Genomic DNA, 24,057 nt, shown 5'->3' on the forward strand with positions numbered 1-24,057 from the left:
ACCCAAATCAAGTTCGAACCGAATATAAGGAACTATCAAAATGGCTGATCTCGCAAAGATCGTTGAAGACCTCTCTGCTCTGACCGTTCTGGAAGCTGCTGAGCTTTCCAAGCTGCTCGAAGAGAAGTGGGGCGTATCTGCAGCTGCTCCCGTAGCCGTTGCTGCTGCTGGCGGTGGCGCTGCTGCTGCTGTCGTTGAAGAAGAAAAGACCGAGTTCGACGTCATCCTCGTCGAAGCCGGCGCCAACAAGATCAACGTCATCAAGGAAGTCCGCGCCATCACCGGCCTGGGCCTCAAGGAAGCCAAGGACCTCGTCGAAGGCGCTCCGAAGGCTGTCAAGGAAGGCGTCAACAAGGCTGAAGCCGCTGACCTCAAGAAGAAGCTTGAGGACGCCGGCGCCAAGGTCGACGTTAAGTAATATCGGAATGCGGCGGGAGGGGTTTCCTCTCCCGCCCATTTCCTCCGAACGTATTACCCAGGAACCGTCAAAACGGTTCCTGGGTAATGGGTTCTCAAGAGGATGGTCCCGAATCGAACAGAAAAGGCAATCCGGCCTGGCGTGTTCGAGAGGTGGGACGAGATTGAGAATACCCATTGATCGACGGGATCGACTGGCCAGCGAACCCCGTCCGTTGCAGGCCCGGATGCAATTTTGAAGGAGCGACGATGGCTCAGACCCTTTCCTTTAATGGTCGCAGGCGCGTACGCAAGTTTTTTGGAAAAATCCCCGAAGTCACAGAGATGCCGAACCTCATCGAGGTTCAGAAGGCATCCTATGACCAGTTCCTGATGGTTGATGAACCGAAGGGCGGTCGTCCGGACGAAGGTCTGAACGCTGTCTTCCGGTCGGTCTTCCCGATCACCGATTTTTCCGGCGCCTCCATGCTCGAATTCGTGTCCTACGAATTCGAACTGCCGAAGTTTGACGTGGAAGAATGCCGTCAGCGCGATCTGACCTATGCAGCGCCGCTGAAGGTGACGCTGCGTCTCATCGTGTTCGATATCGACGAGGATACGGGCGCCAAGTCCATCAAGGACATCAAGGAACAGTCCGTCTACATGGGCGACATGCCGCTCATGACCGACAACGGTACGTTCATCGTGAACGGCACCGAACGCGTGATCGTGTCCCAGATGCACCGTTCGCCGGGCGTCTTCTTCGACCACGACAAGGGCAAGAGCCACTCTTCCGGCAAGCTGCTCTTCGCAGCCCGCGTCATTCCGTATCGCGGTTCCTGGCTCGACATCGAATTCGACGCCAAGGACATCGTTTACGCCCGTATCGACCGCCGCCGTAAGATCCCCGTGACCTCGCTGCTGATGGCGCTCGGCATGGACGGCGAAGAAATCCTGTCGACCTTCTATACGAAGTCGTCCTACCAGCGCGACGGCGAAGGCTGGCGGATTCCGTTCCAGCCGGAAACCCTGAAGGGTGCGAAGACCCTTTCCGACATGATCGACGCCGATACCGGCGAAGTGGTTGTCGAATCCGGCAAGAAGCTCAACCCGCGTCTTCTCCGTCAGCTGACGGAGAAGGGCTTGAAGGCCCTGAAGGCGACCAATGACGACATCTACGGCAACTATCTTGCCGAAGACATCGTCAACGCGGCAACCGGCGAGATCTACCTCGAAGCCGGCGACGAAATCGACGAAAAGACCCTGCCGATCATCCTGAGCGCCGGTTTCGACGAGATCCCGGTTCTCGGCATCGACCATATCAATGTCGGCGCCTATATCCGCAACACGCTGTCGGCCGACAAGAATGAGAACCGCCAGGACGCTCTGTTCGACATCTACCGCGTCATGCGCCCGGGTGAACCGCCGACGATGGAATCGGCCGAAGCCATGTTCAACTCGCTGTTCTTCGATTCGGAGCGTTACGACCTCTCCGCCGTCGGCCGCGTCAAGATGAACATGCGTCTCGACCTCGAAGTCGCCGATACCGTCCGCACGCTCCGCAAGGACGACATCCTGGCCGTGGTCCGGATGCTGGTCGAACTGCGCGACGGCAAGGGCGAGATCGACGATATCGACAACCTCGGCAACCGCCGCGTCCGTTCCGTCGGCGAACTGATGGAAAATCAGTATCGCCTCGGCCTGCTCCGCATGGAGCGCGCCATCAAGGAACGCATGTCGTCGATCGAAATCGACACCGTCATGCCGCAGGACCTGATCAACGCGAAGCCGGCAGCTGCCGCGGTTCGCGAATTCTTCGGCTCCTCGCAGCTGTCGCAGTTCATGGACCAGGTGAACCCGCTTTCGGAAATCACCCACAAGCGCCGTCTTTCGGCACTTGGCCCGGGTGGTCTGACCCGCGAGCGCGCAGGCTTCGAAGTCCGCGACGTTCACCCGACCCATTACGGCCGTATTTGCCCGATCGAGACGCCGGAAGGCCCGAACATCGGTCTGATCAACTCGCTTGCCACCTTCGCCCGCGTCAACAAGTACGGCTTCATCGAAAGCCCGTACCGCAAGATCATCGACGGCGTCGTGACGAAGGAAGTGCTTTACCTTTCCGCTATGGAAGAGGCGAAGTATTACGTGGCACAGGCGAACGCCGAACTGGATAAGAACGGCTCTTTCGTGGAAGAGTTCGTTGTCTGCCGTCATGCCGGCGAAGTCATGCTGTCTCCGCGCGACACCATCAACCTGATGGACGTCTCGCCGAAGCAGCTTGTCTCGGTCGCGGCCGCTCTCATCCCGTTCCTGGAAAACGACGACGCCAACCGCGCTCTCATGGGCTCGAACATGCAGCGTCAGGCCGTGCCGCTGGTACGTGCTGAAGCTCCGTTCGTCGGCACCGGCATGGAACCGGTCGTCGCCCGCGACTCCGGTGCAGCGATTGCTGCCCGCCGTGGCGGTGTGGTCGACCAGGTCGATGCGACCCGTATCGTTATCCGCGCCACCGAAGACCTCGATCCGTCGAAGTCTGGCGTCGATATCTATCGTCTGCAGAAGTTCCAGCGTTCGAACCAGAACACCTGCGTAAACCAGCGCCCGCTGGTCGCCGTCGGTGACATCCTGAACAAGGGCGACATCATTGCCGACGGTCCGTCGACGGACCTCGGTGACTTGGCGCTCGGCCGCAACGCGCTCGTCGCGTTCATGCCCTGGAACGGCTACAACTACGAAGACTCGATCCTGCTCTCCGAGCGCATCGTGTCGGACGACGTGTTCACCTCCATCCACATCGAGGAATTCGAAGTGATGGCGCGCGACACCAAGCTTGGTCCGGAAGAAATCACGCGCGACATTCCGAACGTTTCGGAAGAAGCGCTGAAGAACCTCGACGAAGCCGGCATCGTCTACATCGGCGCCGAAGTCCAGCCGGGAGATATCCTCGTCGGCAAGATCACCCCGAAGGGCGAAAGCCCGATGACGCCGGAAGAAAAGCTTCTGCGCGCCATCTTCGGTGAAAAGGCCTCCGACGTTCGCGACACCTCCATGCGCATGCCTCCGGGCACGTTCGGCACGGTCGTCGAAGTCCGCGTCTTCAACCGTCACGGTGTGGAGAAGGACGAACGCGCCATGGCGATCGAGCGTGAGGAAATCGAACGCCTCGCCAAGGACCGCGACGACGAACAGGCAATTCTTGACCGCAACGTCTATGGCCGTCTGACGGACATGCTGCGCGGCCAGATGTCGGTTGCCGGTCCGAAGGGCTTCAAGAAGGGCATCGAGCTCACCAATGCCGTCATCTCCGAATATCCCCGCTCGCAGTGGTGGATGTTCGCAGTCGAGGACGAAAAGGTGCAGGGCGAAATCGAAGCGCTCCGCGGTCAGTACGACGAATCCAAGTCGCGCCTTGAACAGCGCTTCATGGACAAGGTCGAAAAGGTCCAGCGCGGCGACGAAATGCCTCCGGGCGTCATGAAGATGGTCAAGGTCTTCGTCGCTGTGAAGCGCAAGATCCAGCCGGGCGACAAGATGGCCGGCCGTCACGGCAACAAGGGCGTCGTGTCGCGCATCGTTCCGGTCGAGGACATGCCGTTCCTCGAAGACGGCACGCATGTCGATATCGTTCTGAACCCGCTCGGCGTGCCTTCGCGCATGAACGTCGGCCAGATCCTCGAGACGCACCTGGCCTGGGCTTGCGCAGGCATGGGCAAGCGTATCGGTGCGCTGCTCGAAGAGTACCGCAAGTCGAACGATATCACCGACTTGAAGAAAGAGCTGACGGAAGCCTATCAGAGTGAGGCAAACGCCGAAGTTGCAAGCTTCGACGACGACTCTCTCGTTCGTCTGGCCGAGCAGTCCAAGCGTGGCCTCTCGATCGCAACGCCGGTCTTCGACGGTGCGCATGAGCCGGACGTCGCAGCGATGCTGACCAGGGCAGGCCTCGATCCGTCCGGTCAGTCGGTCCTCTATGACGGCCGTACCGGCGAACAGTTCGACCGCAAGGTGACTGTCGGCTACATGTACATGATCAAGCTGAACCACCTCGTGGACGACAAGATCCACGCGCGTTCGATTGGTCCGTACTCGCTGGTTACCCAGCAGCCGCTCGGTGGCAAGGCGCAGTTCGGCGGCCAGCGCTTCGGCGAAATGGAAGTCTGGGCGCTCGAAGCCTACGGCGCCGCCTACACGCTGCAGGAAATGCTGACCGTGAAGTCGGACGACGTGGCCGGCCGTACCAAGGTCTACGAAGCGATCGTGCGCGGCGACGACACGTTCGAGGCGGGCATTCCGGAGAGCTTCAACGTTCTCGTCAAGGAAATGCGCTCTCTCGGCCTGTCCGTCGAGCTCGAGAACTCGAAGATCGAGGACGCGAACGCCGGCCAGCTGCCCGACGCAGCCGAATGATCATAACAAGGCGCGCGCCGTTTGAAGGCGCGCGCCGCTCCCTCCGCCGGTATCCGCCGGCAGGATAGGGAAACTTTCGCCGCATTTCGCGGCTAATACCGTTTTAAAGCATCGGACGGTCCGTCCCGGGAATTTGGACTGTTCCGATCGCAAGCCGAGGGCTTCCGCCCCTAAAGGAGATAGGCATGAACCAAGAGGTCATGAATCTTTTCAATCCGCAGGTGCCTGCACAGCACTTCGACTCGATCCGTATCTCGATCGCGTCTCCGGAGAAGATTCTCTCCTGGTCCTACGGCGAGATCAAAAAGCCGGAGACCATCAACTACCGTACCTTCAAGCCTGAACGCGACGGCCTTTTCTGCGCCCGCATCTTCGGGCCGATCAAGGACTATGAGTGCCTGTGCGGCAAGTACAAGCGCATGAAGTACAAGGGCATCATCTGCGAAAAGTGCGGCGTCGAAGTCACGCTGTCGCGCGTTCGCCGTGAGCGCATGGGCCATATCGAGCTCGCTGCTCCCGTCGCCCATATCTGGTTCCTGAAGTCGCTTCCGTCGCGCATCTCGACCCTTCTCGACATGACGCTGAAGGATGTCGAGCGCGTTCTCTATTTCGAGAACTACATCGTCACTGAGCCGGGTCTCACCTCGCTCAAGGAAAACCAGCTTCTTTCCGAAGAAGAATACATGATCGCCGTCGACGAGTTCGGCGAAGATCAGTTCACGGCGATGATCGGCGCCGAGGCCATCTACGAGATGCTGGCTTCGATGAATCTCGAGAAGATCGCCGGCGACCTGCGTTCGGAACTTGCCGACACCACGTCGGATCTGAAGCAGAAGAAGCTGATGAAGCGCCTGAAGATCGTCGAGAACTTCATGGAATCGGGCAACCGTCCGGAATGGATGATCATGAAGGTCGTCCCGGTCATCCCGCCGGACCTGCGCCCGCTGGTTCCGCTCGATGGCGGCCGCTTTGCGACCTCCGACCTGAACGATCTCTATCGTCGCGTCATCAACCGTAACAACCGTCTGAAGCGCCTGATCGAACTGCGCGCTCCGGGCATCATCATCCGCAACGAAAAGCGCATGCTGCAGGAATCTGTGGACGCGCTGTTCGACAACGGCCGTCGTGGCCGCGTCATCACCGGCGCCAACAAGCGTCCGCTGAAATCGCTGTCCGACATGCTGAAGGGCAAGCAGGGCCGCTTCCGCCAGAACCTTCTCGGCAAGCGCGTCGACTATTCCGGCCGTTCGGTCATCGTGACGGGTCCGGAACTGAAGCTGCACCAGTGCGGCCTGCCGAAGAAGATGGCGCTCGAACTGTTCAAGCCGTTCATCTACGCCCGCCTCGACGCCAAGGGTTACTCCTCGACCGTCAAGCAGGCCAAGAAGCTGGTTGAAAAGGAAAAGCCGGAAGTCTGGGATATCCTCGACGAGGTTATCCGCGAGCATCCGGTTCTCCTGAACCGTGCGCCGACGCTGCACCGCCTGGGCATCCAGGCCTTCGAACCGATCCTGGTCGAAGGCAAGGCTATCCAGCTGCATCCGCTCGTCTGCACGGCCTTCAACGCCGACTTCGACGGCGACCAGATGGCCGTTCACGTGCCGCTGTCGCTCGAAGCCCAGCTCGAAGCCCGCGTGCTGATGATGTCGACGAACAACATCCTGCATCCGGCAAACGGCGCACCGATCATCGTCCCGTCGCAGGACATGGTTCTCGGTCTCTACTATCTGGCGATCATGAACCAGAACGAGCCGGGCGAAGGTATGGCCTTCTCCGACATGGGCGAACTGCACCACGCTCTGGAAAACAAGATCGTCACCCTGCATGCCAAGATCCGCGGCCGCTTCAAGACCGTGGACGCCGAAGGCAAGCCGGTTTCCAAGATTTATGAGACGACTCCCGGCCGCATGATCATCGGCGAACTTCTGCCGAAGAACGTCAACGTGCCGTTCGAGACCTGCAACCAGGAAATGACCAAGAAGAACATCTCCAAGATGATCGACACGGTCTACCGTCACTGCGGTCAGAAGGACACGGTCATTTTCTGCGACCGCATCATGCAGCTCGGCTTCACGCACGCGTGCAAGGCCGGCATTTCGTTCGGCAAGGACGACATGATCATTCCTGAAACCAAGGCCAAGATCGTTGGCGACACCGAAACCCTGGTGAAGGAATACGAGCAGCAGTACAACGACGGCCTGATCACTCAGGGCGAGAAGTACAACAAGGTCGTCGACGCCTGGGGCAAGGCCACCGAAAAGGTTGCAGAAGACATGATGGCCCGCATTAAGGCCGTCGAGTTCGATCCTGAAACCGGCCGCCAGAAGCAGATGAACGCCATCTACATGATGTCCCACTCGGGTGCCCGCGGTTCTCCGAACCAGATGCGCCAGCTGGGCGGCATGCGTGGCCTGATGGCCAAGCCGTCGGGTGAGATCATCGAAACGCCGATCATCTCGAACTTCAAGGAAGGCCTGACCGTTAACGAGTACTTCAACTCGACCCACGGTGCCCGTAAGGGTCTCGCAGACACCGCCTTGAAGACCGCGAACTCCGGTTACCTGACCCGTCGTCTCGTCGACGTGGCGCAGGATTGCATCGTCAACCTGGTCGATTGCGGCACCGAAAGCGGCCTCACCATGACGGCGATCGTTGACGCCGGCCAGGTCGTGGCTTCCATCGGCGCTCGTGTCCTTGGCCGTACCGCACTCGACGATATCGATCACCCGGTCACGGGTGCCCGCATCGTCGATGCCGGCAAGATGATCCTCGAGCCGGATGTCATCGAGATCGAAAAGGCTGGTATCCAGTCGATCCGCATCCGTTCGGCACTGACCTGCGAAGTTCAGACGGGCGTCTGCTCGGTCTGCTACGGCCGAGATCTGGCCCGTGGTACTCCGGTCAACATGGGCGAAGCCGTCGGCGTCATCGCGGCTCAGTCGATCGGCGAGCCGGGAACCCAGCTCACCATGCGTACCTTCCATTTGGGCGGTACGGCAAACGTGGTCGACCAGTCGTTCCTGGAAGCATCGTACGAAGGCACGATCCAGATCAAGAACCGCAACATGCTGCGGAACTCCGAAGGCGTTCTCGTCGCGATGGGCCGCAACATGGCGGTCACCATCCTTGACGAGCGCGGCGTCGAGCGTTCCTCGCAACGCGTCGCCTACGGTTCGAAGCTGTTCGTGGATGATGGCGACAAGGTTCGTCGCGGTCAGCGTCTGGCAGAGTGGGACCCCTACACACGCCCGATGATGACGGAAGTGGAAGGTACGGTTTACTTCGAAGACGTGGTCGACTCGATCTCGGTTTCGGAATCCACCGACGAATCCACCGGCATCACCAAGCGTCAGGTTATCGACTGGCGTTCGACGCCGCGTGGCATCGACCTCAAGCCGGCGATCGTCATCAAGGACGCTTCGGGCACCATCCTGAAGCTTGCCCGCGGTGGCGAAGCCCGCTTCAACCTGTCGGTCGACGCCATCCTGTCGGTCGAGCCGGGCAGCAAGGTATCGCAGGGCGACGTTCTCGCCCGCGTGCCGCTGGAAAGCGCCAAGACCAAGGACATCACCGGTGGTCTGCCGCGCGTCGCCGAGCTCTTTGAAGCCCGTCGTCCGAAGGATCACGCCATCATCGCTGAGATCGATGGTACGATCCGCCTCGGCCGCGACTACAAGAACAAGCGTCGCGTCATGATCGAGCCGGCGGAAGACGGTGTCGAACCGGTCGAATACCTGATCCCGAAGGGCAAGCCCTTCCATCTTCAGGAAGGCGACTACATCGAAAAGGGCGACTACATCCTCGACGGCAACCCTGCGCCGCATGACATCCTGGCGATCAAGGGCGTGGAAGCACTCGCTTCCTACCTCGTCAACGAAATCCAGGAAGTCTACCGCCTGCAGGGCGTTGTCATCAACGACAAGCACATTGAGGTGATTGTCCGTCAGATGCTGCAGAAGGTCGAGATCACCGATGCCGGCGACAGCCAGTATATCGTCGGTGACAATGTCGACCGGATCGAACTGGACGAAGCCAACGAGCGTCTTGCCGAGGAAGGCAAGAAGCCCGCTTACGGCGAACCGGTTCTGCTCGGCATCACCAAGGCGTCGCTGCAGACCCCGTCCTTCATCTCGGCCGCTTCCTTCCAGGAAACGACCAAGGTGCTGACGGAAGCCGCGATCGCCGGCAAGACGGATACGCTGCAGGGCCTCAAGGAAAACGTCATCGTCGGTCGTCTCATCCCGGCCGGTACGGGCGGCACCATGACCCAGATCCGCCGCATCGCCACCTCGCGCGACGAGCTGATCCTCGAAGAACGCAAGAAGGGTTCGGGCGCCTCGTCCGCCACCCCGATGCTTCAGAACCTGAACACCGAAAACACGCCTGCGGAGTGATCCGCCGGCACGTCGGTCAGAACGAAAAAAAACCGCCCGGAGCGATCCGGGCGGTTTTCTCGTTTCAGGCGGCGAGGGGACCGAACATTAAAAAAAAGCCGCCGAAAGTGTTCGGCGGCTCGTGCATGATTTGGTAAAGTGCTCTGAGACCGGGGGCGCCGCGAATACGGCGGGCTTGGATAGGGCGCGCAGCTCTACTGGTGAGGTGGGAAGGGACAAACCGGTAAGCGGAAGGGGGCATTCCTGCAGCCTCAGCGGGAGGAGGCGAGGGCGGTCAGGCCTCTTCGAAGATCGAGACTACTCGAACCGGATGATCGCGACTTCGCCTTCGAGCGCGCCCTGGTAGGCCGAGGCGTGCGGCTCCTCGGTGGGTTCGTCGGTCAGGACGCCGATCTGGTCGAGGTCGGCCTCGATGAAGCCTTCTTCCGAGAGGGCGTTGAGCGCCTCGCGCACGGCGGAATCGTCGTCCGGAGCGCGCAGCATGATATGCAGCTCGATGCCTTCGGTGCCCTTCGTCTCGTAGCCCTTGCCGATGATGATGAAGACCATCGGCCCGTCGAGGTTGTTGTCATTGTCGGGTGTGGCGATCATGGTCATCTCCGCGAGCGAATCCCTAGTATCGTCCGAAGACGAGGCGGAACGGAAGGTTCCCGCACTCTTTAGTGCGATCAGCGGTGATTCCCAAACATTATCCGCGAGGGCATCTCATATTTCTCGAAACCCTGTCTCGAAACCCTCCGTTTGGCCCCGAAACCAAGGGTTTGGGGCAATAATTTAGGATTTGGTCTTGACGGGCAGGGGGGAAAACAGTACACGCCCCGCATCGGAAGCGATGTGAGGCTTGCCCGTTCGGAACGACTCGTTCCGGAGTACGCCTCAGACACGGTTCCATACGCACGTTGAAGACACGAATGCTGCACGCACGACGCATGAGGAATGCGTCCTCTGCTTTTTGTGGTCCATCCGAAAAGCGGATCGGGCCACGTTTTGCGCATGAGGAAATGTGTGTGCCGCCGCCGGAAACGGCATCAGATCGGCCCGAAAGGGTACTGAGAAAAACGTAAGGGATGGTTGAATGCCTACCGTAAACCAGCTGATCCGTAAGCCTCGCCAGGCGAACGTAAAGCGTAACAAGGTTCCTGCTCTGCAGGAAAACCCCCAGAAGCGCGGCGTTTGCACCCGCGTTTACACGACGACCCCGAAGAAGCCGAACTCGGCTCTGCGTAAGGTTGCCAAGATCCGCCTGACCAACGGCTTTGAAGTCATCGGCTATATCCCGGGTGAAGGCCACAACCTGCAGGAACACTCCGTCGTGATGATCCGCGGCGGCCGCGTCAAGGACTTGCCGGGCGTTCGCTACCACATCATCCGCGGCGTTCTCGACACCCAGGGCGTCAAGAACCGCAAGCAGCGCCGTTCCAAGTACGGTGCGAAGCGTCCGAAGTAATTCGGCATTCTGATTATCCGGCGCTGCGCGAGGTTCTCCGCGTGGTAAAGCGCCCGCAACAATTGAGAGACGAGAAGTATGTCCCGACGCCATAGTGCAGAGAAGCGTGAGATCAACCCGGACCCGAAGTTCGGCGATCTGGTCGTCACGAAGTTCATGAATGCGATCATGCTCCACGGCAAGAAGTCCGTGGCTGAAAACATCGTTTACGGCGCGTTCGACGTCGTGCAGGGCAAGGCCAAGGCCGACCCGCTGGGTATCTTCCATTCGGCGCTCGACAATGTCGCGCCGCATGTCGAGGTTCGTTCGCGCCGCGTCGGTGGTGCGACCTACCAGGTTCCGGTCGACGTTCGTCCCGAGCGCCGTCAGGCTCTCGCGATCCGTTGGGTGATCGCTGCTGCCCGCAAGCGCAACGAAACGACGATGGTCGATCGCCTTTCCGGTGAACTTATGGATGCTGCAAACAACCGTGGCAGCGCCGTCAAGAAGCGTGAAGACACGCACAAGATGGCCGACGCCAACCGCGCATTCTCGCATTACCGTTGGTAATCTTCACTCGATCGAATTTCGAAAGGCAGTCCTATGGCTCGCGAATATAAAATCGAAGACTACCGCAATTTCGGTATCATGGCGCATATCGACGCCGGCAAGACCACGACCACCGAGCGTATTCTTTATTACACCGGCAAGTCGCATAAGATCGGCGAAGTTCACGACGGCGCAGCCACGATGGACTGGATGGAGCAGGAGCAGGAGCGTGGCATCACGATCACTTCCGCTGCGACCACGACCTTCTGGAAGGGCCGCGACGGCAAGATGCGCCGCTTCAACATCATCGACACCCCCGGCCACGTCGACTTCACCATCGAAGTCGAACGTTCGCTGCGCGTGCTCGACGGTGCGGTCGCTCTTCTCGACGCCAATGCCGGCGTTGAGCCGCAGACGGAAACCGTCTGGCGCCAGGCCGACAAGTACAACGTTCCGCGCCTGATCTTCTGCAACAAGATGGACAAGACCGGCGCCGATTTCTATCGCTCGGTCGAGATGATCAAGACGCGTCTCGGCGCGATTGCGGTTGTCTGCCAGTTGCCGATCGGCGCTGAGACCGAGTTCAAGGGCATCGTCGACCTGATCGAGATGAACGCTCTCGTCTGGCGCGACGAATCGCTCGGCGCTATGTGGGACGTCGTCGAAATCCCGGAAGACCTGAAGGCTCGTGCCGAAGAATTCCGCGAAAAGATGATCGAAACGGTTGTCGACATCGACGAAGAAGCCATGGAAAACTATCTGAACGGCATCATGCCGGACAACGATAAGATCCGTGCGCTCATCCGTCGCGGCACCATCGACGTCAAGTTCTTCCCGATGTTTTGCGGCTCTGCCTTCAAGAACAAGGGCGTTCAGCCGCTCCTCGACGCGGTTGTCGAATTCCTGCCGTCCCCGGCAGACATTCCGGCGATCAAGGGCATCGACGTCAAGACCGAAGCCGAAATCGACCGTCATCCCGATGACACCGAGCCGCTTTCCATGCTGGCGTTCAAGATCATGAACGACCCCTTCGTCGGTTCGCTGACCTTCTGCCGTATCTATTCGGGCAAGCTCGAAAAGGGTTCTGCGCTGCTGAACACGGTCAAGGAAAAGCGCGAGCGCGTCGGCCGTATGCTGCAGATGCACTCGAACTCCCGTGAAGACATCGAAGAAGCCTTCGCTGGCGACATCGTCGCTCTCGCAGGCCTCAAGGAAACCACCACGGGCGACACGCTCTGCGATCCGCTGAAGCCGGTCATCCTCGAGCGTATGGAATTCCCCGAGCCGGTCATCCAGATCGCCATCGAGCCGAAGTCCAAGGGCGACCAGGAAAAGATGGGCCTCGCGCTCAACCGCCTGGCTGCTGAAGACCCGTCCTTCCGCGTCAAGACCGACGAGGAATCCGGCCAGACGATCATCGCCGGCATGGGTGAACTTCACCTCGACATTCTCGTCGACCGCATGCGTCGCGAGTTCAAGGTCGAAGCTACCGTTGGTGCTCCGCAGGTTGCTTACCGCGAAACCATCACGCGCAAGCACGAAGAAGACTACACGCACAAGAAGCAGTCCGGTGGTACCGGTCAGTTCGCGCGCGTCAAGATCGTCTTCGAACCGAACCCGGACGGCGACGACTTCAAGTTCGAGTCCAAGATCGTCGGTGGTTCTGTTCCGAAGGAATACATCCCGGGTGTCCAGAAGGGCATTGAAAGTGTTCTGTCTTCCGGCCCGCTGGCTGGCTTCCCGATGCTGGGCGTCAAGGCGACCCTCATCGACGGCGCCTTCCACGACGTCGACTCGTCGGTTCTGGCATTCGAAATCGCCTCCCGCGCCTGCTTCCGTGAAGCAGCCAAGAAGGCCGGTGCCCAGCTCCTCGAGCCGATGATGAAGGTCGAAGTCGTCACTCCGGAAGATTACGTCGGTGACGTGATCGGCGACCTGAACTCCCGTCGCGGCCAGATCCAGGGCCAGGAATCGCGCGGCATCGCCGTCGTGATCAATGCCCACGTGCCGCTGGCGAACATGTTCAAGTACGTCGACAACCTGCGCTCCATGTCCCAGGGCCGCGCGCAGTACTCGATGACCTTCGATCACTACGCACCGGTTCCGACCAACGTCGCAAACGAAATCCAGGCTAAGTACTCCGGTCAGAAGTGACCGGGGTAACCCCGCCCAATCAATTAGAGAATAACCCCTGACGGGGATAAGAACGGAGAAGCCGGAAATGGCAAAGAGCAAGTTTGAGCGCAACAAGCCGCACGTCAACATTGGCACGATCGGTCACGTTGACCATGGCAAGACGTCGCTGACGGCCGCGATCACGAAGTACTTCGGCGAGTACAAGGCCTATGACCAGATCGACGCGGCTCCTGAAGAAAAGGCTCGCGGCATCACCATTTCGACGGCGCACGTCGAATATGAGACGCCGGCCCGCCATTATGCCCACGTCGACTGCCCCGGCCACGCCGACTACGTCAAGAACATGATCACCGGTGCGGCGCAGATGGACGGCGCGATCCTGGTTTGCTCGGCAGCCGACGGCCCGATGCCGCAGACCCGCGAGCACATCCTGCTCGCCCGTCAGGTCGGCGTTCCGGCGATCGTGGTGTTCCTCAACAAGGTCGACCAGGTCGACGACGCCGAGCTTCTCGAGCTCGTCGAGCTGGAAGTGCGCGAACTTCTGACCTCTTACGATTTCCCGGGCGACGACATCCCGATCATCAAGGGTTCGGCGCTGGCCGCTCTCGAAGATTCGGACAAGAAGATCGGCGAAGATTCGATCCGCGAGCTGATGGCCGCTGTCGACGCCTACATCCCGACGCCTGAGCGTCCGATCAACCTGCCGTTCCTGCTGCCGATCGAAGACGTGTTCTCGATCTCGGGCCGTGGCACGGTCGTGACCGGCCGCGTCGAGCGTGGCATCGTCAAGGTCGGCGAAGAAGTCGAGATCGTCGGCATCCGCGCCACCACCAAGACGACGGTGACCGGCGTTGAAATGTTCCGCAAGCTGCTCGACCAGGGTCAGGCCGGCGACAACATCGGCGCGCTGATCCGTGGCGTCCAGCGTGACGGCGTCGAGCGTGGCCAGATTCTCTGCAAGCCGGGTTCGGTCAAGCCGCATACTGTCTTCATGGCAGAAGCCTACATCCTGACGAAGGAAGAAGGCGGCCGTCATACGCCGTTCTTCACCAACTACCGTCCGCAGTTCTACTTCCGCACGACGGACGTGACCGGCATCGTCGAGCTTCCGGAAGGCACGGAAATGGTCATGCCGGGCGACAACGTGACCGTTAAGGTGACGCTGATCAACCCGATCGCGATGGAAGAAAAGCTGCGCTTCGCAATCCGCGAAGGCGGCCGCACCGTCGGCGCCGGCATCGTCGCTTCGATCGTCGAGTAAGTTTTAACGCAAGCGGCCCTGGCCGCTTGCGTATGACACAAAAATGTAGCAAATGGCGCGCGAGCGTGATTTGCCGTCTGCTTCGGGTTCGAGGCGGGCAATGAACAGACAAGGTGGGCCAAAGGCCCGAAGACTGGAAAGGGACGCCGTATTTCGGTGTCCCCTTCGATCTTTGAAACCGGTGGTCCGCCTTAAGGTAAGAGAACAACCCGTGCCCTATTGGGTTGGCACGTGGATAAACAGACAACAAGGATAACGTCGAATGAACGGCCAAAATATCCGCATTCGCCTGAAGGCGTTCGATCACCGCATTCTCGACGCGTCGACGCGCGAGATCGTGTCGACGGCGAAGCGCACCGGCGCAAGCGTCCGGGGCCCCGTTCCGCTTCCGACCCGCATCGAGAAGTTTACGGTTAACAGGTCCCCCCACATCGACAAGAAGAGCCGCGAGCAGTTCGAGATGCGCACGCATAAGCGCCTTCTCGATATCGTTGACCCGACACCGCAGACGGTGGACGCGCTGATGAAGCTCGACCTCGCCGCTGGTGTCGATGTTGAGATCAAGCTCTGAGACTTCTGTCTCGGGCTGAGTGAGAAGGATTGAACCGATGCGTTCAGGTGTAATTGCACAGAAGGTGGGAATGACGCGCGTCTACAACGACGCAGGCGAGCATGTCCCTGTAACCGTATTGCGGTTGGAAAACTGCCAGGTCGTGGCTCAGCGCACCGTAGACAAGAACGGCTACACTGCCGTTCAGCTGGGTGCCGGCACTGCCAAGGTAAAGAACACGACCAAGGCGCTGCGCGGCCATTTCGCCGTTGCCGAAGTCGAGCCGAAGGCGAAGCTCGTCGAGTTTCGCGTTTCCGAAGACAATCTGATCGACGTCGGCACCGAGCTGACGGCGGGTCACTTCACGGCGGGTCAGCTGGTGGACGTCACCGGTACCTCGATCGGTAAGGGTTTCGCCGGCGCCATGAAGCGCCATAACTTCGGTGGTCTCCGCGCCACGCACGGTGTGTCCGTTTCGCACCGCTCGCATGGTTCGACTGGTAACAACCAGGATCCGGGCAAGGTCTGGAAGGGCAAGCGCATGGCTGGTCACATGGGCCAGACGCGTATCACCACCCAGAACCTCGAAGTCGTTTCCACCGACGAGAACCGTGGCCTGATCCTCGTCAAGGGTGCCGTTCCCGGCTCCAAGGGCGCTTGGATCGTCGTTCGCGATGCCGTCAAGTCGGCCGCGAAGTAAGGGAGCCAAGCACATGGAATTTAACGTCAAGACCCTCGAGGGAAAAGACGCCGGCAAGGTAGCCCTGTCGGACGAGATTTTCGGCCTCGATCCCCGCGAAGACATTCTGGCCCGTATGGTTCGTTGGCAGCTCGCCAAGAAGCAGCAGGGCACGCACAAGACCAAGGGTCGTGCTGAAGTCTCCCGCACCGGCGCCAAGATGTACAAGCAGAAGGGTACGGGCCGCGCTCGTCACCATTCGGCTCGCGCTCCGCAGTTCCGCGGCGGCGGCAAGGCCCACGGCCCGGTCGTTCGCAGCCACGAGCATGACCTTCCGAAGAAGGTTCGCGCGCTGGCTCTCCGTCACGCCCTCTCTGCAAAGATGAAGGCTGAAGACATCATCATCGTCGACAACCTGGTTGCCGCCGAAGCAAAGACCAAGGCACTTGCCGGTTCGTTTGCTTCGCTCGGCCTCACCAACGTGTTGTTCATCGGCGGCGTTGAGCTCGACAGCAACTTCAAGCTCGCAGCCCAGAACATCCCGAACGTCGATGTTTTGCCGGTTCAGGGCATCAATGTTTACGACATCCTGCGTCGCGGCAAGCTGGTGCTTTCCAAGGCCGCGGTGGAAGCTCTAGAGGAGCGTTTCAAGTGACCGACATCCGCCACTATGATGTGATCGTATCTCCCTCGATCACCGAAAAGTCGACCATGGCATCTGAACAGAACCAGGTCGTCTTCAACGTTGCCAAGACTGCTTCCAAGCCGGAAATCAAGGCTGCCGTAGAGGCGCTTTTCGGTGTGAAGGTCACGGCCGTCAACACGCTTGTCCGTAAGGGCAAGGTGAAGCGGTTCCGCGGCTTCATCGGCAAGCAGAAGGACGTCAAGAAGGCTGTCGTTACCCTGGCCGAAGGTCAGACGATCGACGTCTCCACCGGTCTCTGAGGTATAAGATAATGGCATTGAAAAGCTACAACCCGACGACCCCGAGCCAGCGTCAGCTGGTCATCGTCGACCGGTCCGGCCTCTGGAAGGGTAAGCCCGTCAAGAAGCTCACCGAGGGTCTCTCCAAGAGCGGCGGTCGCAACAACTACGGCCGCATCACCGCTCGCTTTATCGGCGGCGGTCACAAGCGTACCTATCGCCTGATCGACTTCAAGCGTCGCAAGTTCGACGTCGAAGGCACGGTCGAGCGTCTGGAATACGACCCGAACCGCACGGCCTTTATCGCTCTCGTCACCTATACCGACGGTGAGCAGGCCTACATCCTGGCTCCGCAGCGTCTTGCTGCCGGCGACAAGGTGATCGCGTCCGAAAAGGCCGTCGACGTAAAGCCCGGCAACACGATGCCGCTGCAGTACATCCCGGTCGGCTCGATCGTTCACAACGTCGAAATGAAGCCGGGCAAGGGTGGCCAGATGGCTCGCTCCGCAGGCACCTACGTTCAGCTCGTCGGCCGCGATGCCGGCATGGCGATCCTGCGCCTGAACTCCGGCGAACAGCGCCTCGTACCGGGCTCCTGCCTGGCTTCGATCGGTGCTGTATCCAACCCGGATCACGGCAACATCAACGACGGCAAGGCCGGTCGTACCGTCTGGCGCGGCAAGCGTCCGCATAACCGCGGCGTCGTCATGAACCCGGTCGACCATCCGCACGGCGGTGGTGAAGGCCGCACCTCGGGTGGCCGTCATCCGGTCAGCCCCTGGGGCAAGCCGACCAAGGGCAAGCGCACACGTTCGAACAAGTCCACGGACAAGTTCATCATGCGTTCGCGCCACCAGCGCAAGAAGTAAGAGAGGAAGTCACTAATGGCTCGTTCAGTATGGAAAGGTCCGTTTGTTGACGGCTATCTTCTCAAGAAGGCTGAGAAGGTGCGCGAAGGCGGACGGAGTGAAGTAATCAAGATGTGGACCCGTCGGTCCACCATCCTGCCGCAGTTCGTTGGTTTGACGTTTGGCGTCTACAACGGCAGCAAGCACATTCCGGTCAGCGTCAACGAAGACATGGTCGGACACAAGTTCGGTGAATTCGCTCCCACCCGTACCTATTACGGTCACGGCGCGGACAAGAAGGCGAAGAGGAAGTAATCATGGCGAAGGCTAAGACCGAACGCCGGCTGAAGGATAACGAGGCGCAGGCAGTTGCGCGTACGCTCCGCGTCAGCCCCCAGAAGCTGAACCTCGTTGCCGCCATGATCCGCGGCAAGAAGGTCGAACGCGCGCTTGCGGAACTCGAATTCTCGCGCAAGCGCATCGCCGGCACCGTGAAGAAGACCCTCGAGTCTGCAATCGCCAATGCCGAAAACAACCATGACCTCGACGTCGACGCGTTGATCGTTTCGGAAGCCTATGTAGGCAAGTCGATCGTGATGAAGCGCTTCCACGCTCGCGGCCGCGGCCGTGCATCGCGGATCGAGAAGCCTTTCTCGCATCTGACGATCGTCGTCCGCGAAGTCGAGGAAAAAGGGGAGGCTGCATAATGGGCCAGAAAATTAATCCGATCGGTTTCCGCCTCGGCATTAACCGCACCTGGGACAGCCGTTGGTTCGCCGACAACGCGGAATACGGTCAGCTCCTCCATGAGGACCTGAAGATCCGCGCCTACCTGATGTCGGAGCTGAAGCAGGCCGGTATCGCCAAGGTGGTCATCGAGCGCCCGCACAAGAAGTGCCGCGTCACGATCCACTCGGCTCGCCCGGGCCTGATCATCGGCAAGAAGGGCGCTGACATCGAGAAGCTTCGCAAGAAGATCGCGACGATGACCAATTCGGAAACGCATCTCAACATCGTTGAAGTGCGCAAGCCGGAAATCGACTCGACGCTCGTCGCCCAGTCGATCGCCCAGCAGCTCGAGCGTCGCGTGGCCTTCCGCCGTGCGATGAAGCGTGCCGTTCAGTCGGCCATGCGTCTCGGCGCCGAAGGCATCAAGATCACCTGCGCCGGCCGTCTCGGCGGTGCTGAAATCGCCCGTACCGAATGGTACCGCGAAGGTCGCGTTCCGCTTCATACGCTGCGTGCAGACATCGACTACGGTACGGCGGAAGCCGAAACCGCGTTCGGCATCTGCGGTATCAAGGTCTGGATCTTCAAGGGCGAAATCCTTGAGCACGATCCGATGGCTTCTGAACGTCGCGCCATGGAAGGCGATGCCCAGGGTCCCGCAAGCCGCGAACGCGGCGATCGTGGTGACCGTGGCGATCGCCGCCGCGAAAACGCTTGATCAACGCTGGCGAAAGATAAGCTCGGAGAAGTAAGAAAATGTTGCAGCCAAAGCGTACCAAGTATCGCAAGCAGTTCAAGGGTCGCATCAAGGGTGTGGCCAAGGGCGGCTTCGACCTGGCCTTCGGTGAATTTGGTCTGAAGTCCCAGGAACCCAACCGCGTCAACGCCCGCGAGATCGAAGCGGCCCGCCGCGCGATCACCCGCGCGATGAAGCGCGCCGGCCGTGTCTGGATCCGCGTGTTCCCGGACGTTCCGGTCACCGCAAAGCCGACCGAAGTCCGCATGGGTAAGGGTAAGGGCGGCGTCGAATACTGGGCCTGCAAGGTCAAGCCCGGTCGCATGATGTTCGAGATCGACGGTGTTTCCGAGGAGCTCGCCCGCGAGGCGCTTCGTCTCGGTGCTGCCAAGCTCTCGGTCAAGACGCGCTTCGTACAGCGCATCGCAGAGTAAGGAGCAAGGCACATGAAAGCCGAAAACGTTCGCGGCCTCACGGCCGATCAGCTCAAGGACAAGCTCGCCGACCTGAAGAAAGAGCAGTTCAACCTGCGCTTCCAGAAGGCAACCGGCCAGCTCGAGAAGTCCTCGCGCATCACCGAAGTTCGCAAGGACATCGCCCGCGTGAAAACCATTGCCCGCCAGAAGGCGGCAGAAGCCAAGGCCTAAGGAAAAATAATATGCCGAAACGCATTCTGCAGGGCGTCGTAGTTTCCGACAAGAACGAGAAGACCGTTGTTGTCCGGGTCGAGCGCCGCTTCGCGCATCCGCTGCTTCAGAAGACGGTCCGCCGTTCCAAGAAGTACAAGGCGCATGACGAGAATAACCAGTACAAGGTAGGTGACGTCGTTTCCATCGAGGAATGCGCGCCGATCTCCAAGGACAAGACCTGGACGGTTGTTTCCGCCCAGGCTTAATTTGCTTCGGATCCGCGTCTGGGCCTTGCGCCCGGCGCAGAATCCTGTAAGAAGCACCCCACTGGCGCAGGACGCTCGGAAACGAGCGTTCTTTTGCTTTGAGCGCAGGGAAGGTCCTTTTAAGGAAACCACCTTGGCAAGACCCCACCCGCGCACAACGAGATTCTGTCCATAAGCCGAAACGGGGCGTTTTTAACGCCCGGTCGTTTCGGTCATTAGAAAAAGGCGACCTGACATGATTCAGATGCAAACAAACCTCGACGTGGCGGATAATTCCGGCGCACGTCGTGTCATGTGCATCAAGGTGCTGGGCGGCTCCAAGCGCAAGTACGCTTCCATCGGCGACATCATTGTCGTTTCGATCAAGGAAGCCATCCCGCGCGGCCGCGTCAAGAAGGGTGACGTGATGAAGGCGGTTGTTGTGCGTACCGCCAAGGACATCCGTCGTCCGGACGGCAGCGTCATCCGCTTCGACAACAACGCAGCGGTCCTCATCGACAACAAGAAAGAGCCGATCGGCACCCGTATCTTCGGACCGGTTCCGCGCGAACTTCGCGCCAAGAACCATATGAAGATCATCTCGCTGGCTCCGGAAGTACTGTAAGGAGCTCATGCGATGAACAAGATCAAGAAGGGCGACAGCGTCGTCGTACTCGCCGGCAAGGACAAGGGCCGCTCCGGCGAAGTCCTCCAGGTTATGCCGAAGGAAGACCGCGCCGTCGTGCGTGGCATCAACATGGTGAAGCGCCACCAGCGTCAGTCTCAGACGCAGGAAGCCGGCATCATCAACAAGGAAGCGTCCATTCACCTGTCGAACATCGCGATCGTCGCGAAAGACGGCAAGCCGACCCGCGTTGGCTTCTCCGTCATCGACGGCAAGAAGGTGCGTGTAGCCAAGCGTACGGGAGATGTGATCGATGGCTGAGGCAAAATATGAGCCGCGGCTCAAGGTGGAATACAATTCCCGTATCCGCGCCGCGCTGAAGGAGCAGTTCTCCTTCGCAAACGACATGATGATCCCCAAGCTGGACAAGATCGTCATCAACATGGGTGTTGGCGAAGCGACGGCTGACTCGAAGAAGCCTTCCGTGGCTGCTGCCGACCTGGCCGCCATCGCAGGCCAGAAGCCGATCATCACCAAGGCACGGAATTCCATCGCGGGCTTCAAGGTTCGCGAATTCATGCCGATCGGTGCCAAGGTCACGCTTCGCGGCGCCCGCATGTACGAATTCCTGGACCGTCTGATCAACATCGCGCTCCCGCGCGTTCGCGACTTTCGTGGCCTGAACCCGAAAAGCTTTGACGGCCGTGGCAACTTCGCCATGGGCATCAAGGAACACATTGTGTTCCCTGAGATCAACTACGACAAGGTTGATCAGATGTGGGGCATGGACATCATCGTTTGCACGACGGCTACCAAGGACGACGAAGCACGGGCTCTCTTGAAAGAGTTCAACTTCCCGTTCCGCCAGTAACCGTAACGACGAGCGTTTAGAAGGAACTCCCATATGGCGAAAACCAGCGCAGTTGAAAAGAACAAGCGCCGCCGCAAGACAGTTGCCAACCAAGCCGCCAAGCGTGCGACCCTGAAGGCAACCATCATGAACCAGGAACTTTCGATCGAAGAACGGTTCAAGGCAACCCTGAAGCTCGCTTCTCTGCCGCGCGATGGCTCGAAGACGCGTATCCGCAACCGTTGCGAAGTCACCGGTCGCCCACGCGCTTTCTATCGTAAGCTCAGGATGTCGCGTATTGCGCTTCGTGAGCTCGGCAATCTCGGCAAGGTGCCGGGCATCGTCAAGTCGAGCTGGTAAGGAGATCGTTAGATGACCATGACTGATCCCTTGGGCGATATGCTCACCCGCATCCGCAACGGCGCAGCCCGCCGCAAGTCGACCGTTTCCACGCCTGCTTCCAAGCTGCGTGCCCGCGTCCTCGACGTTCTGCAGGCTGAAGGCTATATCCGCGGTTATTCGGAAATCGACTTCGGTAACGGCAAGGCCGAGATCGAAATCGAACTCAAGTACTACGAAGGCGCGTCGGTGATCCGTGAGATCGGCCGCGTGTCCAAGCCGGGCCGCCGGGTCTATGTCTCGGTAAAGTCCATTCCGCAGGTCGCGAACGGCCTCGGCATCACCATCCTTTCGACTCCGAAGGGCGTGATGGCCGATCACCAGGCTCGCGAACAGAACGTTGGTGGTGAGGTTCTCTGCTCTGTCTTCTAAGACAGGGTAGGGGAACTCCATAGCGAACAGACAGGATTGAAACATGTCTCGTATCGGTAAAAAGCCCGTTCAGGTTCCTGCAGGGATCACGGCCACTGTTGATGGCCAGAAAGTGACTGCCAAGGGCCCGAAGGGTGAGCTTTTCTTCGTCGCAAACGACGAGATCAAGCTGGAACTCGAAAACAACGCTGTCTCGGTGACCCCGGTCAACGACAGCAAGGATGCTCGTTCGAAGTGGGGCATGTCCCGCACGATGATCGAAAACATCTTCAAGGGTGTGAAGGACGGTTTTGAGCGCAAGCTTGAAATCAACGGCGTTGGTTACCGCGCATCTCTGCAGGGCAAGAACCTGCAGCTGGCTCTCGGTTTTTCCCACGACGTGGTCTATCAGACCCCGGAAGGCATCACCATTGCCGTGCCGAAGCCGACGGAAATCATCGTCACCGGCATTAATAAGCAGCAGGTCGGTCAGGTTGCCGCGGAGATCCGTGAATACCGCGGTCCAGAGCCTTACAAGGGCAAAGGCGTCAAGTACGCTGAGGAACGGATCGTCCGCAAGGAAGGCAAGAAGAAGTAAGGACGACGGATCATGGCAACCAGAAAAGAAGCACTCACCAAGCGTGCGAGCCGTGTTCGCCGCCAGATCAAGAAGGTCGCAAACGGCCGTCCGCGTCTGTCGGTTCATCGCTCGTCCAAGAACATCTATGTCCAGGTCATCGACGACGTGGCCGGCCGCACGCTTGCTGCCGCCTCCACGCTCGACGCTGGTCTGCGCGCATCGCTGAAGACCGGCGCTGACGTTGCGGCTGCCGCCGCTGTCGGCAAGCTGGTTGCGGAACGCGCCACCAAGGCCGGCGTGACGGAAGTCGTGTTCGATCGCGGCGCCTTCATCTATCACGGCCGTATCAAGGCCCTGGCCGAAGCTGCCCGCGAAGGCGGCCTGAGCTTCTAAGAACTTTCGCCCGCATCCCTGAATAGGGGAGGCGGGCGAAATGCGGTTCGCCGCACTCATAAGTCGTTCCATCCTAGTCCTTCGTGGGCAGGGGATGGTTGGCTCCCGGAAATTGCCCATTGCACCCGGAAAAGAAAAAGGAAAAGAACAATGGCACAAGAAAGAAGAGGCCAGCGCGAAGATCGCCAGAGCCGCGAAGAGCGCGATAGCGAATTCGTAGACAAGCTGGTCGCGATCAACCGCGTCGCCAAGGTCGTCAAGGGCGGCCGTCGTTTTGGTTTTGCAGCTCTCGTCGTCGTCGGCGACCAGAAGGGCCGCGTCGGCTTCGGCCATGGCAAGGCACGCGAAGTGCCGGAAGCCATCCGCAAGGCGACCGAAAGCGCAAAGCGCGATCTGATCTTCGTTCCCCTGCGTGATGGCCGTACGCTGCATCACGATGTCAACGGCCGTCACGGCGCCGGCAAGGTTCTGCTGCGCTCGGCCAAGGCTGGTACCGGCATCATCGCCGGCGGCCCGATGCGCGCCGTATTCGAAACGCTCGGCGTCCATGACGTCGTTGCCAAGTCGACCGGTTCGTCGAACCCTTACAACATGGTTCGCGCCACGTTCGACGCCCTGAAGCATCAGGTGCATCCGAAGGACGTAGCAGCTCAGCGCGGCATCAAGTATGCAACGCTGCAGACTCGCCGCGCCGCTTCCGGCAATGCGCAGGAAGAATAAGGAGAGCGATAATGGCCAAGAAAGCCACTCAGGCAGAAGCCAAGAAGACGGTTACGGTCGAGCAGACCGGTAGCCCCATCCGCCGCCCGGCCGTGCAGCGTCAGACGCTGATCGGTCTCGGCCTCAACAAGATGCACCGGACCCGTACGTTGGAAGATACTCCTTCCGTTCGTGGCATGATCCGGGCTGTCCAGCATCTCGTTCGCGTCGTCGACGAGAAGTGAGACGGA

General features: G+C 59.8%; 28 protein-coding genes. 27 read left to right on the forward strand and 1 reads right to left on the reverse strand.

The window, feature by feature from the left end; translation table 11 throughout:
- Positions 1-40: 40 nt before the first annotated feature.
- From rplL to rpoC, 3 genes are all read left to right on the forward strand, one after another.
- Complete coding sequence (rplL, locus tag C5L10_RS19945; protein ID WP_038585827.1) at positions 41-418, forward strand: 50S ribosomal protein L7/L12; 378 nt, start codon at positions 41-43, stop codon at positions 416-418.
- Between the two features lie 248 nt (positions 419-666).
- Positions 667-4,803 carry a DNA-directed RNA polymerase subunit beta gene (gene rpoB, locus C5L10_RS19950; protein WP_046669640.1) on the forward strand — a complete coding sequence of 1,379 codons (4,137 nt, stop codon included), beginning with the start codon at positions 667-669 and terminating at the stop codon, positions 4,801-4,803.
- Between the two features lie 185 nt (positions 4,804-4,988).
- The gene (gene rpoC / locus C5L10_RS19955; RefSeq protein WP_046669641.1) at positions 4,989-9,197 is read left to right on the forward strand and encodes a DNA-directed RNA polymerase subunit beta'; all 4,209 of its coding nucleotides are present in this window, start codon (positions 4,989-4,991) and stop codon (positions 9,195-9,197) included.
- 297 nt (positions 9,198-9,494) lie between these two features.
- Here rpoC and C5L10_RS19960 read toward each other — a convergent pair whose 3' ends face one another.
- Complete coding sequence (locus tag C5L10_RS19960; protein ID WP_046605717.1) at positions 9,495-9,788, reverse strand: hypothetical protein; 294 nt, start codon at positions 9,786-9,788, stop codon at positions 9,495-9,497.
- 484 nt (positions 9,789-10,272) lie between these two features.
- Here C5L10_RS19960 and rpsL point away from each other — a divergent pair, with 484 nt between their 5' ends.
- The 24 genes from rpsL to rpmD all read left to right on the forward strand — a co-directional run bounded on the left by rpsL (position 10,273) and on the right by rpmD (position 24,051).
- The gene (rpsL, locus tag C5L10_RS19965) at positions 10,273-10,644 is read left to right on the forward strand and encodes a 30S ribosomal protein S12 (protein ID WP_003547537.1); all 372 of its coding nucleotides are present in this window, start codon (positions 10,273-10,275) and stop codon (positions 10,642-10,644) included.
- A gap of 78 nt (positions 10,645-10,722) precedes the next feature.
- Complete coding sequence (gene rpsG, locus C5L10_RS19970; protein ID WP_007755828.1) at positions 10,723-11,193, forward strand: 30S ribosomal protein S7; 471 nt, start codon at positions 10,723-10,725, stop codon at positions 11,191-11,193.
- Positions 11,194-11,226: 33 nt separating this feature from the next.
- Positions 11,227-13,326: an elongation factor G gene (gene fusA, locus C5L10_RS19975; RefSeq protein WP_105431105.1), complete on the forward strand. Its 2,100-nt coding sequence runs from the start codon at positions 11,227-11,229 to the stop codon at positions 13,324-13,326.
- A 67-nt stretch (positions 13,327-13,393) separates the two neighbouring features.
- Complete coding sequence (tuf, locus tag C5L10_RS19980) at positions 13,394-14,569, forward strand: elongation factor Tu (protein WP_105401079.1); 1,176 nt, start codon at positions 13,394-13,396, stop codon at positions 14,567-14,569.
- A gap of 262 nt (positions 14,570-14,831) precedes the next feature.
- On the forward strand, positions 14,832-15,140 hold the full coding sequence (rpsJ, locus tag C5L10_RS19985) for a 30S ribosomal protein S10 (RefSeq protein ID WP_003547547.1): 309 nt from the start codon (positions 14,832-14,834) through the stop codon (positions 15,138-15,140).
- A gap of 37 nt (positions 15,141-15,177) precedes the next feature.
- Positions 15,178-15,819: a 50S ribosomal protein L3 gene (gene rplC, locus C5L10_RS19990; protein ID WP_037084734.1), complete on the forward strand. Its 642-nt coding sequence runs from the start codon at positions 15,178-15,180 to the stop codon at positions 15,817-15,819.
- Between the two features lie 13 nt (positions 15,820-15,832).
- Positions 15,833-16,453 carry a 50S ribosomal protein L4 gene (gene rplD, locus C5L10_RS19995; protein WP_037084733.1) on the forward strand — a complete coding sequence of 207 codons (621 nt, stop codon included), beginning with the start codon at positions 15,833-15,835 and terminating at the stop codon, positions 16,451-16,453.
- On the forward strand, positions 16,450-16,743 hold the full coding sequence (locus C5L10_RS20000) for a 50S ribosomal protein L23 (protein WP_037084732.1): 294 nt from the start codon (positions 16,450-16,452) through the stop codon (positions 16,741-16,743). The genes rplD and C5L10_RS20000 overlap by 4 nt, the downstream gene beginning before the upstream one ends.
- 11 nt (positions 16,744-16,754) lie before the next feature.
- Positions 16,755-17,591, forward strand: coding sequence for a 50S ribosomal protein L2 (rplB, locus tag C5L10_RS20005; RefSeq protein WP_037084730.1), 837 nt, complete (start codon positions 16,755-16,757; stop codon positions 17,589-17,591).
- A 15-nt stretch (positions 17,592-17,606) separates the two neighbouring features.
- Positions 17,607-17,885 carry a 30S ribosomal protein S19 gene (rpsS, locus tag C5L10_RS20010; RefSeq protein ID WP_007770151.1) on the forward strand — a complete coding sequence of 93 codons (279 nt, stop codon included), beginning with the start codon at positions 17,607-17,609 and terminating at the stop codon, positions 17,883-17,885.
- A 2-nt stretch (positions 17,886-17,887) separates the two neighbouring features.
- The gene (gene rplV, locus C5L10_RS20015) at positions 17,888-18,277 is read left to right on the forward strand and encodes a 50S ribosomal protein L22 (RefSeq protein WP_007770149.1); all 390 of its coding nucleotides are present in this window, start codon (positions 17,888-17,890) and stop codon (positions 18,275-18,277) included.
- Positions 18,277-19,017 carry a 30S ribosomal protein S3 gene (gene rpsC, locus C5L10_RS20020; protein WP_007770147.1) on the forward strand — a complete coding sequence of 247 codons (741 nt, stop codon included), beginning with the start codon at positions 18,277-18,279 and terminating at the stop codon, positions 19,015-19,017. Before rplV ends, rpsC begins: the two co-directional genes overlap by 1 nt.
- 38 nt (positions 19,018-19,055) lie before the next feature.
- Positions 19,056-19,469 carry a 50S ribosomal protein L16 gene (gene rplP / locus C5L10_RS20025; RefSeq protein WP_007770145.1) on the forward strand — a complete coding sequence of 138 codons (414 nt, stop codon included), beginning with the start codon at positions 19,056-19,058 and terminating at the stop codon, positions 19,467-19,469.
- Between the two features lie 12 nt (positions 19,470-19,481).
- On the forward strand, positions 19,482-19,682 hold the full coding sequence (gene rpmC / locus C5L10_RS20030; RefSeq protein ID WP_046605441.1) for a 50S ribosomal protein L29: 201 nt from the start codon (positions 19,482-19,484) through the stop codon (positions 19,680-19,682).
- Between the two features lie 11 nt (positions 19,683-19,693).
- Entirely contained in the window at positions 19,694-19,930 is a 237-nt protein-coding gene (rpsQ, locus tag C5L10_RS20035; protein ID WP_037084728.1) for a 30S ribosomal protein S17, read from the forward strand.
- 235 nt (positions 19,931-20,165) lie between these two features.
- On the forward strand, positions 20,166-20,534 hold the full coding sequence (gene rplN, locus C5L10_RS20040) for a 50S ribosomal protein L14 (RefSeq protein WP_007770138.1): 369 nt from the start codon (positions 20,166-20,168) through the stop codon (positions 20,532-20,534).
- Between the two features lie 12 nt (positions 20,535-20,546).
- Positions 20,547-20,855 carry a 50S ribosomal protein L24 gene (gene rplX, locus C5L10_RS20045; protein ID WP_105419443.1) on the forward strand — a complete coding sequence of 103 codons (309 nt, stop codon included), beginning with the start codon at positions 20,547-20,549 and terminating at the stop codon, positions 20,853-20,855.
- Complete coding sequence (rplE, locus tag C5L10_RS20050; protein ID WP_038585847.1) at positions 20,848-21,405, forward strand: 50S ribosomal protein L5; 558 nt, start codon at positions 20,848-20,850, stop codon at positions 21,403-21,405. The genes rplX and rplE overlap by 8 nt, the downstream gene beginning before the upstream one ends.
- 33 nt (positions 21,406-21,438) lie before the next feature.
- Positions 21,439-21,744: a 30S ribosomal protein S14 gene (gene rpsN, locus C5L10_RS20055; RefSeq protein WP_007770129.1), complete on the forward strand. Its 306-nt coding sequence runs from the start codon at positions 21,439-21,441 to the stop codon at positions 21,742-21,744.
- 12 nt (positions 21,745-21,756) lie between these two features.
- The gene (gene rpsH, locus C5L10_RS20060; RefSeq protein ID WP_038542158.1) at positions 21,757-22,155 is read left to right on the forward strand and encodes a 30S ribosomal protein S8; all 399 of its coding nucleotides are present in this window, start codon (positions 21,757-21,759) and stop codon (positions 22,153-22,155) included.
- A gap of 43 nt (positions 22,156-22,198) precedes the next feature.
- A complete protein-coding gene (gene rplF / locus C5L10_RS20065; RefSeq protein WP_038585850.1) occupies positions 22,199-22,732 on the forward strand; it encodes a 50S ribosomal protein L6 in 534 nt (177 codons plus the stop codon).
- A 12-nt stretch (positions 22,733-22,744) separates the two neighbouring features.
- On the forward strand, positions 22,745-23,107 hold the full coding sequence (gene rplR, locus C5L10_RS20070; RefSeq protein WP_037084721.1) for a 50S ribosomal protein L18: 363 nt from the start codon (positions 22,745-22,747) through the stop codon (positions 23,105-23,107).
- Positions 23,108-23,257: 150 nt separating this feature from the next.
- A complete protein-coding gene (rpsE, locus tag C5L10_RS20075; RefSeq protein ID WP_038542164.1) occupies positions 23,258-23,827 on the forward strand; it encodes a 30S ribosomal protein S5 in 570 nt (189 codons plus the stop codon).
- 11 nt (positions 23,828-23,838) lie between these two features.
- Positions 23,839-24,051, forward strand: a complete 213-nt coding sequence (gene rpmD / locus C5L10_RS20080; RefSeq protein WP_037084714.1) for a 50S ribosomal protein L30 — start codon at positions 23,839-23,841, stop codon at positions 24,049-24,051.
- The last annotated feature ends 6 nt before the right edge of the window (positions 24,052-24,057 follow it).

Origin of the sequence: Neorhizobium sp. T6_25, assembly GCF_002968555.1 — a bacterium.
Classification (GTDB): Bacteria; Pseudomonadota; Alphaproteobacteria; order Rhizobiales; family Rhizobiaceae; genus Neorhizobium.